This window comes from Hydrogenophaga sp. (assembly GCF_025699295.1).
Lineage (GTDB): Bacteria > Pseudomonadota > Gammaproteobacteria > Burkholderiales > Burkholderiaceae_C > Hydrogenophaga.
Genome location: NZ_JAILWB010000007.1, coordinates 171,220 through 185,802 on the forward strand (window position 1 = coordinate 171,220; position 14,583 = coordinate 185,802).

Below are 14,583 nucleotides of genomic sequence, written 5' to 3' on the forward strand. Positions count from 1 at the left end.
TGCGGGGTCGGACCGACCATGACGAAAACCCCCGACCTGGGTGGAAGGGGGTGTGGACACTGATTCTAGAATGCACGCACACCATGCCCGATGCCACCTCTGAATTGACCCGTTCCGGCACGCCGCGCTGTCATGTGCTGCTTCCCTGCGCCGGCAGCGGCACCCGGGCAGGCACGGGACTCCCGAAGCAGTACCAGCCCATCGCCGGTCAACCCATGGTGCTGCACACGCTGGCCGCGCTGCGCTCGGTCACCCGGATCGACAGCTGTCTGGTCGTGATTGCGCCGGAAGACAGCTTCTGGGCGTCGCAACCGGTGGGTACCACGCTGGCGCGCTGCGGTGGCGCCACGCGTGCCGAGAGCGTCTTCAACGGCTTGCAGGCCTTGCGTGACCAGGGCGCCGCCGCCAGCGACTGGGTGCTTGTGCACGACGCGGCGCGCTGCCTCGTTACGCCGGCGCAGGTGGATGCCCTGATCGACGCCTGCTGGGCCGACCCCGTGGGCGGCCTGCTCGCGCTGCCCTTGCCCGATACGCTGAAGGCCGAAGCCGCTGGTCGCGTGGTGGTCACCGTGGAGCGCGCTGGCAAGTGGCTGGCGCAGACACCGCAGATGTTCCGCGTCGGCGCCTTGCACGCAGCGCTGGCGTCCACCGCCGCGAGCGGCTTTGCCGGTGTCACCGACGAAGCCAGCGCGATGGAGCTCGCGGGTCATCAGCCACTGCTGGTGCGTGGCAGCGCGCAGAACTTCAAAGTCACCTACCCGGAGGACTTCGCGCTGGCCGAAGCCGTTCTCAGGAGCCGCCCATGAGCACCCATCTTCTCCCGTTTCGCATCGGCGAGGGCTGGGACGTGCATGCGCTGGTGCCTGGGCGTGCGCTGATCATCGGCGGCGTGCGCATCGAGCACAGCCAGGGGCTGCTTGGCCACTCCGACGCCGATGTGCTGCTGCACGCCATCACCGACGCGCTGCTGGGCGCGGCCGGTCTGGGTGACATCGGACGCCACTTTCCCGACACCGATGCGCGCTTCAAGGGAGCCGACTCCAGCGTGCTGCTGGCCGAGGCGGCGCGGCGCGTGCGCGCGGCAGGTTTCGAAATCGGCAACGTCGACAGCACGGTGGTCGCGCAGGCGCCGAAACTCGCGCCGCACATTGGCGCGATGTGCGAGGGCATCGCGCAGACGCTGGGACTGGCGACGGAGCAGGTCAACGTGAAGGCCAAGACGGCCGAAAAGATCGGGCCGGTAGGGCAGGGTCTGTCGATCGAGGCCCGCGCCGTGGTGCTGCTCGCGGTGGCGCGGTAGCGGCTGCCCCGTTGCGTTCAGGACGGGGCCTTCACCAGTTTCATGTGGGCCGCAAGCCCACCGGTGCTGCTGTTGGCCAGCGCGAAGCGCCCGCCCATGCGCGCGATCGCCCGGTCCACGATGGCCAGGCCCAGGCCCGTGCCCGTGGCTGCGGTGCGCGAGACGTCGCCGCGAAAGAAGGGCTGCGTGAGCTGTTCGAGCTGTTCCGGATTGACGCCCTGGCCGTGATCACGCAACTTCACCAGCACCGCATCGTCCTTGGCCTTGGCCGCGATGTCGATCCGGGCAACGCCGGTTTCGGCATTGCGCCCGTAGCGCATGGCGTTTTCGATCAGGTTGGTGAAGACGCGCTGGAGTTCCACCGCGTCGCCCAGCACCACGGTGCCGAGCGGGATGCTGGTGGTGATGTGGGTGTTCGGGTCCTGCCCGGTGGCAAAGATGGCAGCGTCCACGATCTGGTTGAGGTTCACGCGCTCGGGCTTGAGGTGGTCGGGGCGCGCGTAGTCCAGGAACTTGTCGATGATGGCGTTGACCTGGTCGATGTCGGCAGCCATATGCTCGCGCGCCTGCGAGTCACCCACGCTCATCTCGGTTTCGAGGCGCAGCCGCGCCAATGGCGTGCGCAGGTCGTGCGAGATGCCGGCCAGCATCAGGGCGCGATCCTGTTCGATCTTGGAGAGGCGCTGCGCCATCCGGTTGAAGCCGATATTGACCTCGCGGATTTCGCTCGTTGCCACGGCTTCGCTGAGCTGACTGGCGTTGAAGTCCCCCTCGCGCACACGGCCGGCGGCAAACGAGAGCTTTTTCAGCGGCCGGTTGATCAGGCGTGCGATGAGCGCCGCGCCGGCAAGCGAGAGCAGGGCGGCCGTGCCGAGCCAGATCAGCCAGGTGGTACCGGCCACCGGGCCGATGCGCGAGGGGTCCGTGAGCAGCCAGTAGGGATCGCCGTCAATCGTGAAACCGATCCACAGGCCGGGCGTGCCATTGACCTCGCGTGCCACCAGCGTGTCCGGGCCCAGGCGAGCGCTCAGGCGTTCGGCCACGTTGCGGCTGAGCGCATCGATGTTGTAGAGGCGGAAGGTGTCGGTGGGCTCGCGTGGCGCGATGCGCAGTCCTTCCTCGCTGGCCAGGGTCTTGATCAGCGAGACACGGGCAATTGCGTCCGAGTGCACCAGCGCGGCGCGACTGAGATTGACCAGTGAAGCCTGCTGGTTGGCGCTTTGCAGCGCACGCGGTTCGTATTCCAGGGCGCGAAACGTCTGCAGCCACGCCACGATGCAACCAATGAGCAGCAGGGCGAGGAAGAAGAAGGTGCGCCAGAACAGGCTGACACCGCGCGTCGGGCGCATTTCAAGAGGCGCAGGCGCGGTCTCCAGCGCGGCCGGCTGGGTTTCAAAAGGAACGCGCGACTCATCGGGCATCAGGCGTTGCCATCGGGCACGAACACGTAGCCCACGCCCCAGACGGTCTGCAGGTAGCGCGGTGAGGCCGCGTCTTCCTCGATCAGCTTGCGCAGGCGCGAGACCTGCACGTCCAGGCTGCGGTCGAACGGCTCGAACTCACGGCCACGCGCGAGCTGGGCGAGCTTCTCGCGCGACAGCGGCTGGCGCGGGTGGCGAACCAGCGCCTTGAGCATGGCGAACTCACCTGTGGTCAGTGGCAGATCGGCGCCGTCCTTGCGCAGCGTGCGCAGGCTCAGGTCGAACTCGAACGGGCCGAACTTCACCATCTCCTGGTCCTGAGAGGGCGCACCAGGCACTTCGGTGGGCGGGCGGCGGCGCAAGACTGCATGGATTCGCGCGAGCAGCTCGCGCGGATTGAACGGCTTGCCCAGGTAGTCGTCCGCACCGACCTCCAGCCCGACGATGCGGTCCACGTCCTCGCTCTTGGCGGTGAGCATGATGATGGGCGTGCGGTCGCCGTTGGCGCGCAGGCGCCGGCAGATGGACAGGCCATCTTCGCCCGGCATCATCAGGTCGAGCACGATGATGTCCACCGAGTCGCGCTGGAGCACGCGGTTCAGGGCCTTGCCATCCTCAGCCAGCATGACCTCGAAGCCTTCCTGCATGAGGTAGCGCCGCAGCAGATCGCGGATGCGCACATCGTCGTCAACGACCAGCACCTTGTTGGGACGAACTTGGTTTTGTGGCATGGCAGCAACTTCCGGTAAATGTAACAAACGCGATTGTGGCAGCGCCAAGTGCTTGTCAGCACTCATTTTTTATTTTTATGACACCCTGTTACAGATGTTGCCCGTGCTGGCGTCCGCTTCACCTGCGGCACATCACACAATCGCTGAACTGACCATACTTGAGTGCACCATGAAATCGTATTTGTCGAGTGGCTTGTTGCTGATGGGATTGGGTTCGGCGTTCGCCGCGCCGGACGGTGCGGCCGTTCTTGCGGTGCCGTCCGAGACGCCGGTGGCCGCCCTGCCGATCACCGCCGACGAGAGCGAGCCCCGCAGTGCGATGCGCCTGCGTGATGCGCTGCGGCGACCGTTCGATGACATGGACGACAGCCGCAAACCCTACCGACTTTCGGTGGAAGAGCGCCAGCGTCTGCGCGAACAGCTTCGCGATCAGCCGCCTTACGACTTCAAGTTCAAACAATGACTCTGCACTCCACAAATCGCCTGACCCGTCCTGCCTCCCGTCTTCTCCTTTCCACTCTTCTCGCCCTCGGGCTTGGTGCCGGTGCTTCGGCCATGGCCCAGGTCGCCCCGGCCGTTCCTGCCAATGTGGTGAACATTGCCGCAAGTGGCTTCCTGGAAGTGCCGCAGGACTGGCTCAGCATGCGGCTCAGCACCACACGCGAAGGCAGTGATGCAGTCACCGTACAGAACCAGCTCAAGCAGGCGCTGGATGCCGCCTTGACCGTGGCCCGTGCCAGCGCCAGGCCGCAGCAGCTGGAAGTGCGCACGGGGCAGTTCAGCCTGTACCCGCGCCATGGCAGCAACGGCAAGATCAATGGCTGGCAGGGCAGCACCGAACTGGTGCTCGAGGGCCGTGATTTCGCCCTCATCAGCACCACGGCAGGCAAGATCCAGAGCCTCACCATGTCCGGCACCAGCTTCTCGCTCTCGCGTGAAGCGCGTCAGAAGCTCGAGTCCGACGTGCAGGCCATCGCCATCGAGCGCTTCAAGGCCCGTGCGGACGAAGTCAGCAAGGGTTTTGGTTTCGCCGGCTACAGCTTGCGCGAGGTGTCGGTGAGTTCGTCAGACCAGGACGTTCGGCCCTATCAGCCGCGCGTGATGGCCATGGAGGCCAAGGCCGCGATGTCGGACGCGCCCGTGCCGATCGAGGCGGGCAAGTCCATGGTCAACGTGACGGTCTCAGGGTCGATCCAGCTGAAATAGGGCCACCCGAAGAGGCGCTCACTGCGCGGCCCAGCCACCATCCATGTTCCAGGCCACGCCGCGCACGTTGTTGCCGGCGGGCGAACAGAAGAACACCGCCAGTTCACCCAGCTCTTCGGGCGTGGTGAACTGCATGGAAGGTTCCTTTTCGCCCAGCAGTTGCCGGGTGGCTTCGGCATTGGAAATCCCCTGTGCGACGGCCTTGGCGTCCACCTGCTTCTGCACCAGGGGGGTGAGCACCCAGCCCGGGCAGATGGCATTGCAGGTCACGCCCGAGGTGGCGTTCTCCAGTGCCGTGACCTTGGTCAGGCCCACGATGCCGTGCTTGGCGGCGACGTAGGCCGACTTTTCGGCCGAACCCACCAGGCCATGCACCGACGCCACGTTGATGATGCGACCCCAGTTCGCCTTCTGCATCGCAGGCAGCGCGAGGCGGCTGGCATGAAAGGCGCTGCTGAGGTTGATGGCGATGACCGCGTCCCACCGCTCGACCGGGAAGTTCTCCACCCGGGCGACGTGCTGGATGCCCGCGTTGTTCACCAGGATGTCCACCTGCCCGAAGGTGCTTGCCGCGAACGCCATCATGGCTTCGATCTCGTCGGGTTTGCTCATGTCGGCGCCGTGGTAGGCGACCTGGGCACCGAGCGCGGCGATCTCCGACCTGGGGACTTCGGCATCGCCAAAACCATTGAGCACGATGTTGGCACCCTGGCGCGCCAGGGCCTTGGCAATGCCCAGGCCGATCCCACTGGTGGAGCCGGTGACGAGGGCGGTTTTGTTGGCAAGCATGGGTGAACTCCAGTTCCAGTACGATGGGTTGAAAAGTATCCGAGGCATTATCACGGACGCCTTTTGCGCCCACCCCTGTCCGTCATACCGCATGCAAGAACCGAACCTTCAGTACCTTCCTGTCACGGGTCCCGCGGCCCGCACCGGCGACCCGCGGCGCATGGCGTACTGGGACTGGCCCTGTGCCGCGCGCGACAGCCACCACGTGGTGGTCTGCGTGCACGGCCTCTCGCGCCAGGGTCGCGACTTCGACACGCTGGCGCGATCATTGAGCGAGCGCTCGCGCGTGGTTGCCGTCGACGTGGCCGGACGCGGCCACAGCGACTGGCTGGCCGATCCCATGGCCTATCAGGTGCCGACCTACGCGGCTGATCTCGCGGCGCTGCTGATGCACCTGCGCACGCAGGACCCGGAGGCAGTCATCGACTGGGTCGGCACCAGCATGGGTGGGCTGATCGGCATGGCGGTGGCGGCCCAGCCGGCGCTCGCACCCCGCCGGCTTGTGCTCAACGATGTCGGGCCCGCCATCCAGTGGGACGCCTTGCAGCGCATCGCTTCCTACCTGGGGCTGAACCCGTCGTTCGACAGCGAGCAGGCGGCCTGTGACTACCTGGCCTCGATTTCCACGGGCTTCGGGCCGCACACGCCCGCGCAATGGCGGGCGCTGTCCCTGCCGCTGCTGCGCGTGCGCGAGGGGCGCTGGTGGCTGCATTACGACCCCGCGATCGCCACCCCCCTCAAGGCCCTGACCGGCATGGCCGACCAGGTTGCCGCACGCCAGGTCGCACGCGATGGCGAAGCCGCGCTGTGGAGGCTGTACGACGCGATCACGGCGCCCACGCTGTTGCTGCGTGGCCAGGTATCGGACCTGCTGACCGATGCCACGGCCGCCGAGATGGGGCGGCGTGGTCCCAGGGCCCGTTGCGTGGTCTTTGACGGTGTGGGCCATGCGCCCACGCTGGTGGCCGATGAACAGGTGGCCGCTGTCCGGGACTTTCTCTGGTCCGAGTGAGCATGCGTTGAGCGAGCCATGAAAAGAACGACCCCCTCGTCTGCGACCGAGGCCGCAGAGCCCGTGATTGCCGATGAGCGCCCGCTGGGCGCCCCCTCGGCCATCGTTGCGGCCACTTCCGACAGCCTGCCCAGACAGGCCCAGGCACTGGCGCGCGCGAGGGCCTTTGCCGAACCCCTGCTGGACAGCGAGCAGCTCGACACCGGGGAGAACACGCTGGCGCACGCCGACGCGGTCGCTGGCGTGCTGAACGACATTGGCGGCTCCGAAGCCATGCAGGCCGCCGCCTATCTGGTGTATGCCTGCCAGTACCTCAACCGCCCCCAGGAGGTGATCGCCAAGGCCTTTGGCGACAACTTCGCGGCGCTGGCCATCGAAACCACCAAACTGGTGCAACTGCAGCGCCAGGCGCGCATCAAGGCCGCGGCCGCTATCGCCAGGAAGGAGGAAGCCGCAGCGGCGCCCGGCAAGGCCGCGCTGTCGGAGCTCGCCGCCAGTCAGTCCGAGAACGTGCGCAAGATGCTGCTGGCGTTTTCGCGCGATCTGCGCGTGGTCATGCTGCAACTGGCCTCGCGCCTGCAGACGTTGCGCTACTTCGCCGCCATCAAAGGCGACCCCGGCGAGGCGCTGGCCGCCGAGTCGCTGCAGGTATTCGCCCCGCTGGCCAACCGCCTGGGTATCTGGCAGATCAAGTGGGAGATGGAGGACCTGGCCTTTCGCTTCCTTGAGCCGCAAACCTACAAGGACGTCGCTCGCTTGCTGGACGAAAAGCGCGTCGAGCGCGAAGCCCATGTGGAGCAGGTCCGCCAGCAACTCGAGGTCGACCTGCTGCGACAGGGGATCGCGGCGTCGGTGCAGGGGCGCCCGAAGCACATCTACAGCATCGTCAAGAAGATGCGCGGCAAGTCGCTCGACTTCGACCAGGTGTTCGACATCCGCGCCCTGCGCGTGATCGTGCCCGGTGTGGACGACTGCTACGCCGTGCTGGCCCACGTGCACGCGAAGCATGCGCCAGTGGCCGATGAGTTCGACGATTACATTGCCAAACCCAAGGCGAATGGCTACCAGTCGCTGCACACCGTGGTTCGCGACGATCAGGGCCGGGCATTCGAGATCCAGATCCGCACGCAGGCCATGCACGACCATGCCGAGCATGGAGTGGCGGCGCACTGGGCGTACAAGGAGGCGGGGTCCAAAGGCTATGCGGGTGTGTCGGCCAGTTCGGACTACGACGCCAAGATCGCGGTGCTGCGCCAGTTGCTGGCCTGGGAGCGCGATCTGAGCGGCGCCGCACAGGGCCTGTTCGACGACCGCATCTACGTGCTCACGCCAGACGCCGCGATCGTGGAGTTGCCGCAGGGGGCCACGGCCGTCGACTTTGCCTACACGGTGCACACCGATCTCGGTCATCGCTGCCGAGGAGCACGGGTTGATGGCGCGATGGTGACTCTCAACACGCCGCTGCAGAACGGCCAGACGGTGGAGATCACTGCCGCCAAGGAAGGCGGGCCGTCGCGCGACTGGCTCAATGCCGATCTGGGGTATCTGGTGAGCCACCGGGCCAAAAGCAAGGTGCGCGCCTGGTTCAATGCACTGGCCATGGAGGAGACTGTGGCCAGGGGGCGGGAAGCGGTCGAGAAGCTGTTGCAGCGCGAAGGCAAGACCGCGTTGAAGTTGGACGATCTCGCGGTGGCGATGGGGCTGTCGTCCGCGCAGGCCTTGTTCGAGCAGGTGGGCAAGGACGAGCTGTCGCTCAGGGCGATCGAGACGCACCTGCGTCCGCCCGAGCCCGAGGCGCCTTCCGAGGTGCCCGCGTGGCTGAAGAAGCCGCGCAAGCCGTCCAGCCAGACCGGTGGTGGCGTGCTTGTGGTCGGCGTGGAGTCGCTCATGACGCAACTGGCCAAATGCTGCAAGCCCGCGCCGCCGGACGAGATCGGCGGCTTTGTCACGCGTGGCAAGGGGGTGAGCATCCACCGAGCCGACTGCAGCGATTTCGCCCACCTGCAGCGCAAGAATCCGGACCGCGTGATCGAAGTGCAGTGGAGTGGGCAGGCGACGCCAGACCGCGATGGCAGGCCGGCGGTCTATCCGGTGGATGTGGCGATCGAGGCGCAGGACCGGCAAGGCCTGCTGCGCGACATCTCCGACGTGTTTGCCCGCGAGAAGATGAACGTCATCGGCGTGCAGACGCAGTCGGTCAGGGACGTGGCCTGGATGACATTCACGATCGAGGTCTCCGATGCCCGCCAGGTCATGCGGGCCATGGCTGTGGTGGGTGACGTGACCGGGGTGCGGGTGGTGCGGCGCAAATAGCACGGCTGAACACTGATATACTGCGAGGCTTCGAATCGTTTGTAGGCGCGTAGCTCAGCTGGTTAGAGCACCACCTTGACATGGTGGGGGTCGTTGGTTCGAGTCCAATCGCGCCTACCAAGCTTTTCGGGGCTCAGTTGCACCCGTTGAAACAAGGCAGATCCTGTGGTCTGCTTTTTTTTCGCCTGAGCCGCGCTCTCGGGTTCCGGGGTGTCACCCGGGGCTCCCGCACAGGGAAAACCCATGCTCGCGACCCCGCAGGGGCTTTCTAGAATGTGCCGTATCCTCGGAGCGGTCCCTGGCCTCTCTGGCCCATTCAACCCTGAAAGTCCTGCAGTGCAAAAATCCAAGGCCGGTAGTGGCGGCGAGCGTTCCAGTGCCGTGCGCGTGATCAAGAAGTACCCGAACCGGCGTCTGTACGACACGGACACCTCGTCGTACATCACGCTGGCCGAAGTCAAGGCACTGGTGATGGACAACGAACCCTTTGTGGTGCGTGACGCCAAGAGCAACGATGACCTCACGCGCAGCATCCTGTTGCAGATCATCCTGGAGGAAGAAACGGCCGGTGTGCCGATCTTCACCGAACAGGTGCTGGCCAACATCATCCGCTTCTACGGCCATGCCATGCAGGACTTCATGGGGTCCTACCTCGAAAAGAACGTGCAGATTTTCATGGACCTGCAGCACAAGATGACCGAGCAGTCGACGGGCGTCAACCCGGAAGCCTGGAAGCAGTTCATGAACGTGCAGTCGCCCATGATGCAGGGCATGATGGGTACCTATCTGGAGCAGTCACGCAACGCATTCACCCAGATGCAGGAGCAGATGCAGAAGAACAGCGAACAGATGCTGGCGGCGCTGGGCCTCAAGCGTTAGCCCTCGAATCTGCGGTCCTCAGGCCGGTCTGAGACAATCGGGGCATGTCTGAAACTCTTGCCCCATCGGCCACCATGGCGCCCAAGGTGGGTTTTGTCAGCCTGGGCTGCCCCAAGGCGCTGACCGATTCCGAACTCATCCTCACGCAACTCAGCGCTGAGGGATATCAAACCTCCAAGACCTTTGCTGGCGCCGATCTGGTGATCGTCAACACCTGCGGCTTCATCGACGATGCCGTGCGCGAAAGCCTGGACACCATCGGCGAGGCCCTGGCGGAAAACGGCAAGGTGATCGTCACCGGCTGCCTGGGCGCACGCGAAGGCGAGGGCGGCGGCAACCTGGTGCGCCAGATGCACCCGAGCGTGCTGGCTGTGACCGGCCCGCACGCCACGCACGAGGTGATGACCGCCGTGCATGAACATCTGCCCAAGCCGCACGACCCTTTCGTGGACCTGGTACCGCCGCAGGGCATCAAACTCACGCCACGCCACTACGCGTACCTGAAGATCAGCGAAGGCTGCAACCACCGCTGCACCTTCTGCATCATCCCGTCGATGCGCGGCGACCTGGTGAGTCGGCCGATCGGCGACGTGCTGACCGAGGCGCGCAAGCTGTTCGAGTCCGGCGTGAAGGAACTGCTGGTGGTCAGCCAGGATACGTCGGCCTACGGCGTGGACGTGAAGTACCGCACCGGCTTCTGGGATGGCAAGCCGGTGAAGACGCGCATGCTCGATCTGGTGCGCTCGCTCGGCGAGCTGGCGCGGGGCTTTGGCGCATGGGTGCGTTTGCACTACGTGTACCCGTACCCCCATGTGGACGAGATCATCCCGCTGATGGCCGACGGCCTGTGCCTTCCCTATCTGGATGTGCCACTGCAGCACAGCCATCCGGACGTGCTGCGTCGCATGAAGCGACCGGCCAGCGGCGAGAGAAACCTGGAGCGCATCGCGCGCTGGCGCGAACTGTGTCCGCAGATCGTGGTGCGCAGCACCTTCATTGCCGGCTTTCCGGGTGAGACCGAACAGGAATTCGATCACCTGCTGGACTTCGTCCGCGAAGCCGGCATTGATCGCGCCGGTTGCTTTGCCTATTCGCCTGTGCCGGGGGCGACCGCCAATGCATTGCCCGACCCAGTGTCCGATGCACTTCGCGAAGAGCGTCGCGCGCGCTTCATGGAAGTTGCCGAAGCCGTGTCAGCTGCCAGACTGCGCGAGCGCGTGGGCGCGACCATGCAGGTGCTGGTGGATTCGGCACCGGGCATGGGCAAGAAGGGGGGCGTCGGGCGCAGCTACGCGGACGCACCCGAGATCGATGGCGTCGTGCGCCTGCTGCCACCAGAGAAAATCAGCAAGACCTTGAAGGTTGGCGAGTTCACCAAAGCCCGTATCGTGGCCGCCGAGGGGCACGATTTGCTGGCAGTTCCGTTTTGACGGAAGCTGCGCCCGGCCAGGCATCGGGCAGCGCTTCGGTGTCGCAAAAGAAAAGGCCAGCAAACTTGCGTTTGCTGGCCCTTATGATTGGTGCCCAAGAGAGGACTCGAACCTCCACGCCTCTCGGCGCTAGTACCTGAAACTAGTGCGTCTACCAATTCCGCCACCTGGGCATCTCAGGAAAACCGAAATTATAGCAGAGAAAAAGTGAACGAAAAAAGCAGCCTGTTGGCCGAATATGAAGGTGTCGTTTCCGGTCATCGCGACGGACATGGATTTGTGGTTCGCGATGATGGGCAGGCCGATATCTACCTGCCGTCCAATGAAATGCGCGCGGTGCTGCACAAGGACCGGGTCAAGGCCCGCATCGTGCGGCTCGACCGCAAGGGCCGTCCCGAGGGGCGTGTCACCGAGATCGTGGAGCGCTCGGATGCACCCATCATCGGACGCCTGCTGCAGGAAAGTGGTGTGTGGCTGGTGGCTCCGGAGGACAAGCGCTACGGACAGGACGTGCTGATACCCAAAGGAGCCACCGGATCGGCCAAGCCGGGACAGGTCGTGGTGGTGCAGCTCACCGAGCCGCCCGCGCTGTACGGACAGCCTGTCGGGCGCGTCAAGGAGGTGCTGGGCGAGATCGATGACCCTGGCATGGAAATCGAGATCGCGGTGCGCAAGTACGGTGTGCCACACGAGTTTTCCGAGGCCGCGATGGCCCAGGCTCGCGCACTGCCAGACCATGTGCGGGCTGGCGACCACAAGCACCGGGTGGATCTGCGCGACGTGCCACTGGTGACCATCGACGGTGAAGACGCGCGCGACTTCGACGATGCGGTGTATTGCGAGCCGGCCAAAGTCGGCAAGGGCAAGGGCTGGCGACTGCTGGTGGCCATTGCCGACGTGAGCCACTATGTGGAGACCGGCTCACCGATCGACGTTGACGCCTATGACCGCGCGACCTCGGTGTATTTCCCGCGTCGGGTCATCCCCATGCTGCCGGAGAAGCTGTCCAACGGCCTGTGCTCGCTCAACCCGGGTGTCGAGCGCCTGTGCATGGTCTGCGACATGCTGGTCAACGCCAGGGGCGAGGTGCATGCCTACCAGTTCTACCCAGCGGTGATGTTCAGTCACGCACGCTTCACTTACACCGAGGTGGCTGCGATCCTTCAGAACACACGCGGCCCGGAGGCCGCGCAGCGCAAGGCGCTCGTACCTTACCTGCTCAACCTCCACGACGTCTACCGCGCGTTGCTGACTGCGCGAGGTGAACGGGGTGCGGTGGACTTCGAGACCGTCGAAACCCAGATCGTGTGCGACGAATCGGGGCGTATCGAGAAGATCATTCCCCGCACCCGCAACGATGCGCACAAGTTGATCGAAGAAGCGATGCTCGCGGCGAACGTGTGCTCGGCCGATTTCATCAGCGAAGGAAAGCACACCGGCCTGTTCCGCGTGCATGAAGGCCCCACTCCCGAAAAGCAGGAAATCCTGCGCAACTACCTCAAAGCCATGGGCGTGCCGCAGACCATCGGCGACAACCCCAGGCCGGCCGATTTCCAGCAAATCGCCAACGCCACCAAGGACCGTCCTGAAGCCCAGCAGATCCACAGCATGCTGCTGCGCTCCATGCAGCAGGCCATCTACACGCCGATCAACAGCGGCCACTTCGGCCTGGCCTTCGAGGCCTACACGCACTTCACCAGCCCGATTCGCCGCTACCCCGACCTGCTGGTGCACCGGGTCATCAAGGCCATCCTGGCGCGCAAGCGCTACGAGTTGCCGACTCTTCCCACGCCTGGAGAAGCGCATGCCAAGCTCAGCAAGCGCCTGGCCAGCCGTGCGCAACCTCTTGCAGCGGGCGAAGTGGCGAAGAAGCCGTCCGCAGACACGCTGGCCTGGCAGGCCGCGGGACTGCACTGCAGTGCCAACGAGCGCCGGGCCGACGAGGCGAGCCGCGACGTGGAGGCCTGGCTCAAGTGCAAGTACATGCGTGAGCACCTGGGCGAGGAGTTCAGCGGCGTGGTCAGCTCGGTCACCAGCTTCGGGCTGTTCGTCACGCTGGATGCCATGTATGTCGAAGGCCTGGTGCACATCACCGAGCTGGGCGGCGAGTACTTCCGGTTTGACGAAGCGCGCCAGGAACTGCGCGGCGAGCGCACGGGCATCCGTTACGCGCTGGGCAGCCGCGTGCAGGTGCAGGTGAGCCGTGTCGACCTGGACGGGCGGCGCATCGACTTCAGGCTCGTCAGCGGTAACGACGATCTCGTGCTGCGGGCCATGCGTGACAAGACGGGTTTGCCTGGTGCCCCGGAGAACGGCGCAGCGCCTGCCCGCCCTGGCAACAAGGGCCGACGCGGTCGGGAGGCCGCGCCGGCAGGGCGTCATGGTGGCCAGCCGACGCCTGCGCCCGAGGTGAAATCGGCAGCGCGCAAAGCAGCAGGCAAGAAGACGGAGCGAGGTGGCGCTCGCAGCACGGCAAGCCAGTCCCGAAAGAGCCGGCGCTGAACCCGGGAAAGAGGGCCTTGCACATGCCCCGTGCGCTGTCTGCCGTCGCCGCACCCGCCATCAAACCCGCGGTGTCAGCTCGGCCCAAGAAGGCACCGCAGTTCGCCGAGCGCGCCTTGCGCATTGGCGTGTCGGCACGCCTGTTGCACGAGGCGCCACATGAACTCGGGTTTCGCAACAAGGTTCTGCAGTACATCGAGCAGTCGCTGGCGCACTGGATCATGGAGCATGGGGCCGTGGCGTTCATGGTGCCGGCGGTGTCGCACGACAGCAAGCACGCGGCGCGCCACCTCAAGGTCGATCAGGTGGTGCAGGAGCTCGACGCCCTGGTGCTGCAAGGAGGTGCAGACGTCGCGCCGCAGACCTATCGCCAGAAGCCCATCGACCCCCGCTGGGAGGGTGATGTGGTGCGCGACCGCTACGAGCTGGCGCTGCTGCGCACCTTCCTGGCACAGAAGAAGCCGGTGCTTGGCGTGTGCCGTGGTGCGCAACTGCTCAACGTGGCCTTCGGCGGCACGCTGTACCAGGACATCACGACGCAATGCGCGGCAGCGCATGCCCACGTGGATACCGACCTGTACGACCAGCTCGAACACGACGTGACCTTCCTGCAGGGCACGGCATTGACGCGGCTGTATCCCAAAGCCTCGCAGTTGCGTGTGACGAGCATCCACCACCAAGCCGTGGCTGAACTGGGCAAGGGCATTGTGGTGGAAGCTGTCTCGACGCTGGATGGCCTGGTGGAAGCCATCCGCTGGACGGGTGAAACCTATGCGCGGGGCGTGCAATGGCACCCCGAGTTCCATCATGGCCGGGATGCACTGGCCGACAGCTCGCCGATCATGCTGGATTTTCTGGATGCCTCGCGTGCCGCAGCGCTGCACAGGTTGGCCAGCGGCCTCGAGCCTGATCCCCGCACCCCTCGCGCGCCGCTGCATCTGGCCGGATCCTGAGCAATTCGCAGGTCACTTCCGGCACACGGCATCCGCCTCTAAACTCG

General features: G+C 65.4%; 12 protein-coding genes, 2 tRNA genes and 1 pseudogene. 11 read left to right on the forward strand and 4 right to left on the reverse strand.

The genetic code is table 11. The annotated features are described in order from the left end of the window. The first annotated feature begins 83 nt into the window (after window positions 1-83). Both ispD and ispF read left to right on the forward strand, forming a co-directional pair. Entirely contained in the window at window positions 84-806 is a 723-nt protein-coding gene (gene ispD, locus K5880_RS09300) for a 2-C-methyl-D-erythritol 4-phosphate cytidylyltransferase (protein ID WP_297651019.1), read from the forward strand. Beyond that, window positions 803-1,300 (forward strand): 2-C-methyl-D-erythritol 2,4-cyclodiphosphate synthase, encoded by a 498-nt coding sequence (ispF, locus tag K5880_RS09305; protein ID WP_297651021.1) that lies wholly within the window; start codon window positions 803-805, stop codon window positions 1,298-1,300. Before ispD ends, ispF begins: the two co-directional genes overlap by 4 nt. A gap of 17 nt (window positions 1,301-1,317) precedes the next feature. Here the strand turns inward: ispF and K5880_RS09310 are convergent, their stop codons facing one another. Further along, window positions 1,318-2,721: a sensor histidine kinase gene (locus K5880_RS09310; RefSeq protein WP_297651023.1), complete on the reverse strand. Its 1,404-nt coding sequence runs from the start codon at window positions 2,719-2,721 to the stop codon at window positions 1,318-1,320. After that, the gene (gene ompR / locus K5880_RS09315; protein ID WP_297651025.1) at window positions 2,721-3,452 is read right to left on the reverse strand and encodes a two-component system response regulator OmpR; all 732 of its coding nucleotides are present in this window, start codon (window positions 3,450-3,452) and stop codon (window positions 2,721-2,723) included. The genes K5880_RS09310 and ompR overlap by 1 nt, the downstream gene beginning before the upstream one ends. On the opposite strand from ompR, the gene K5880_RS09320 reads away from it, so the two are divergent. Further along, window positions 3,451-3,915 carry a hypothetical protein gene (locus K5880_RS09320; protein ID WP_297651027.1) on the forward strand — a complete coding sequence of 155 codons (465 nt, stop codon included), beginning with the start codon at window positions 3,451-3,453 and terminating at the stop codon, window positions 3,913-3,915. The genes ompR and K5880_RS09320 overlap by 2 nt on opposite strands. A gap of 92 nt (window positions 3,916-4,007) precedes the next feature. Further along, window positions 4,008-4,658 (forward strand): SIMPL domain-containing protein, encoded by a 651-nt coding sequence (locus tag K5880_RS09325; RefSeq protein WP_297651029.1) that lies wholly within the window; start codon window positions 4,008-4,010, stop codon window positions 4,656-4,658. Between the two features lie 18 nt (window positions 4,659-4,676). On the opposite strand, the gene K5880_RS09330 is transcribed toward K5880_RS09325, so the two are convergent. After that, window positions 4,677-5,447 carry a 3-hydroxybutyrate dehydrogenase gene (locus K5880_RS09330; RefSeq protein WP_297651031.1) on the reverse strand — a complete coding sequence of 257 codons (771 nt, stop codon included), beginning with the start codon at window positions 5,445-5,447 and terminating at the stop codon, window positions 4,677-4,679. A gap of 91 nt (window positions 5,448-5,538) precedes the next feature. On the opposite strand from K5880_RS09330, the gene K5880_RS09335 reads away from it, so the two are divergent. The 5 genes from K5880_RS09335 (at window position 5,539) to rimO (ending at window position 11,081) form a co-directional block, all read left to right on the forward strand. Continuing rightward, the gene (locus K5880_RS09335) at window positions 5,539-6,459 is read left to right on the forward strand and encodes an alpha/beta hydrolase (RefSeq protein ID WP_297651032.1); all 921 of its coding nucleotides are present in this window, start codon (window positions 5,539-5,541) and stop codon (window positions 6,457-6,459) included. Window positions 6,460-6,477: 18 nt separating this feature from the next. Continuing rightward, a complete protein-coding gene (locus tag K5880_RS09340) occupies window positions 6,478-8,772 on the forward strand; it encodes a RelA/SpoT family protein (RefSeq protein WP_297651033.1) in 2,295 nt (764 codons plus the stop codon). A 43-nt stretch (window positions 8,773-8,815) separates the two neighbouring features. Further along, window positions 8,816-8,892, forward strand: a tRNA-Val gene (locus K5880_RS09345). 216 nt (window positions 8,893-9,108) lie between these two features. Then, on the forward strand, window positions 9,109-9,651 hold the full coding sequence (phaR, locus tag K5880_RS09350; protein ID WP_297651034.1) for a polyhydroxyalkanoate synthesis repressor PhaR: 543 nt from the start codon (window positions 9,109-9,111) through the stop codon (window positions 9,649-9,651). A gap of 44 nt (window positions 9,652-9,695) precedes the next feature. Continuing rightward, window positions 9,696-11,081 (forward strand): 30S ribosomal protein S12 methylthiotransferase RimO, encoded by a 1,386-nt coding sequence (rimO, locus tag K5880_RS09355; RefSeq protein WP_297651036.1) that lies wholly within the window; start codon window positions 9,696-9,698, stop codon window positions 11,079-11,081. 88 nt (window positions 11,082-11,169) lie between these two features. On the opposite strand, the gene K5880_RS09360 is transcribed toward rimO, so the two are convergent. Further along, window positions 11,170-11,254: transfer RNA gene (locus K5880_RS09360), tRNA-Leu, on the reverse strand. Between the two features lie 31 nt (window positions 11,255-11,285). On the opposite strand from K5880_RS09360, the pseudogene rnr reads away from it, so the two are divergent. After that, window positions 11,286-13,583 (forward strand): annotated as a pseudogene (gene rnr, locus K5880_RS09365) (ribonuclease R); the annotation flags it as partial. 23 nt (window positions 13,584-13,606) lie between these two features. Further along, window positions 13,607-14,536, forward strand: coding sequence for a gamma-glutamyl-gamma-aminobutyrate hydrolase family protein (locus tag K5880_RS09370; protein ID WP_297651038.1), 930 nt, complete (start codon window positions 13,607-13,609; stop codon window positions 14,534-14,536). Window positions 14,537-14,583 lie beyond the last annotated feature (47 nt).